The sequence below is a fragment of the Agromyces sp. P1_H4 genome (assembly GCF_056405255.1).
In genome coordinates, this window is sequence record NZ_JBFUCL010000518.1 from 1 (window position 1) to 1,645 (window position 1,645).

Annotated in this window: 2 protein-coding genes and 1 tRNA gene; all 3 read right to left on the reverse strand. The window is 74.0% G+C overall.

What is annotated here, in order from left to right:
• A partial coding sequence (locus AC1DY2_RS19565; protein WP_476763924.1) for a TPM domain-containing protein occupies positions 1 to 1,182 on the reverse strand: 1,182 nt, incomplete at its 3' end.
• A gap of 133 nt (positions 1,183 to 1,315) precedes the next feature.
• Positions 1,316 to 1,388: transfer RNA gene (locus AC1DY2_RS19570), tRNA-Arg, on the reverse strand.
• 51 nt (positions 1,389 to 1,439) lie between these two features.
• Positions 1,440 to 1,645 (reverse strand): hypothetical protein (locus tag AC1DY2_RS19575; protein WP_476763925.1); only part of this gene is annotated, 206 nt, incomplete at its 5' end.

Below are 1,645 nucleotides of genomic sequence, written 5' to 3' on the forward strand. Positions count from 1 at the left end.
GTCGCCCGATCGTCCGGCTGCGACGGCGGCGGCCGCCTCCGAGAGCTCCTGCTCGGCGAAGGCCAGCCGGGCCTGCGCCTGGGACTGGTTGTCGGCGACGGGCGCGAGGGCGGATGCCGCGTACTGGGCTGCGAGGGCGGCGAGACGTTCGCCGGCCGGGCCGACGCGGGCCGCCGCGGCATCCGCTTCACCGCGCACGCGCTGGAGCTCGGCCGGCGCGTTGCGTTCGAGCGCGCGGAGGGCGTCGAACCGCTCGGCCTGCTCGTCGAGCAGCGCGTCGGCCTCGCCGGCCAGGCGGGTGATGCCGCCGTACCAGGCGCGGCGTTCCGCGTCGGTGTCGGGATCGACGTCGTCGAGCTGCTGCTGCAGTGCGAACGCCTCGGCCAGCTTGGCCTTCGCGCCGTCGAGGGCGGTGCGGAAGGGGGCGGTGGCCTCCTCGCCGTAGGAGGCGACCGCGAAGCCGAGCTCCTCCTCGCTCGTCTTCACGGCGTCGTCGGCCTGCACGAGCGCGCCGCCGGCCTGCCGGCGGAGTTCCTCGATGGAGGGCGGGGGAGGMCCTGCGGGCTCGGCTCCGATCGCGCCCTCGGCGCCCTGACGGCGTCGGCGACGGGAGAGCACGATGGCGATGACGCCCACGACGATCGCCCCGATGACGATGAACCAGACCCAGCCCCACCCGCTGGAGCCGCCTCCGCTGCTGCCGCCGCTGCCGCCGCCGAGTGCGTCGGCTGCCGCGATCGCCGCGCCGGCCCAGTCGCCGTCGCGCAGCTCGGGCTCGATGACGTCCTGGCTGATGCGCTGTAGGTCGGCGTCGGACAGGGACGCCTCCGAGTCGGCCGAKAGGTAGTAGGTGCGCCCGTCGACCGCGACGGCGAGCAGGTAGTCCTCGGCACCCATGTTGTTCGCGATCGCCGTGTCGTTGGCCCACGCGTCGGCGGCCTCGGGATTCGTGAACTCGCTCACGTAGGCGACGAAGAGCTGCCGCCCGCTCGCGTCCGCGTTCGCGTCGATCGCCGCCTCGACCTCGTCGAGCCGCGCGCCCAGGGCACCGACCGTGTCGACGACGGGGCTCGCGCCGAATTCGACCGGATCCTCAGCCCAGGCGGCCACCGGGGCGCCGAGCGCGAGCACCGCTCCGATGAGGATTCCGAGAACCGTGGACTTCCGACGTGACGACGCCATGCACCAGTGCCTTCCCCGACCGAGCGGACCCCATCGAGTCTATGGTCGGTGCGGATGCCGCGTCCACGCCGTCGGGCGCCGGACAGCACTGCGGGCCGAGCGCATACCCGCGCATCGGCCCGCCATGTGTGAGTGCCCCCGGAGGGATTCGAACCCCCGACCTACGGTACCGGAAACCGGCGCTCTATCCCCTGAGCTACGGAGGCGCACAGCAGAAGACACTATCACTGCCGGGGGCGTCGCTCCGACACGAAGGGTCAGGCGAGGCTGACGCTCGCGACGGTGTCGAGGAGCTCCTCGCGCACGCGCCCTGCGAGCACGATGCGGGCGCCCCGGAGCACGGCGTCGCCGGGCACCCGGGTCGCGACCACGTCGGGGTACCACCGGCTGATGCGCCGGATCGCACGGCCGACCTCGTCGGCGAACACGTCGCCGCCGAGGCCCGCGGTGGGCCCGGCGAGCA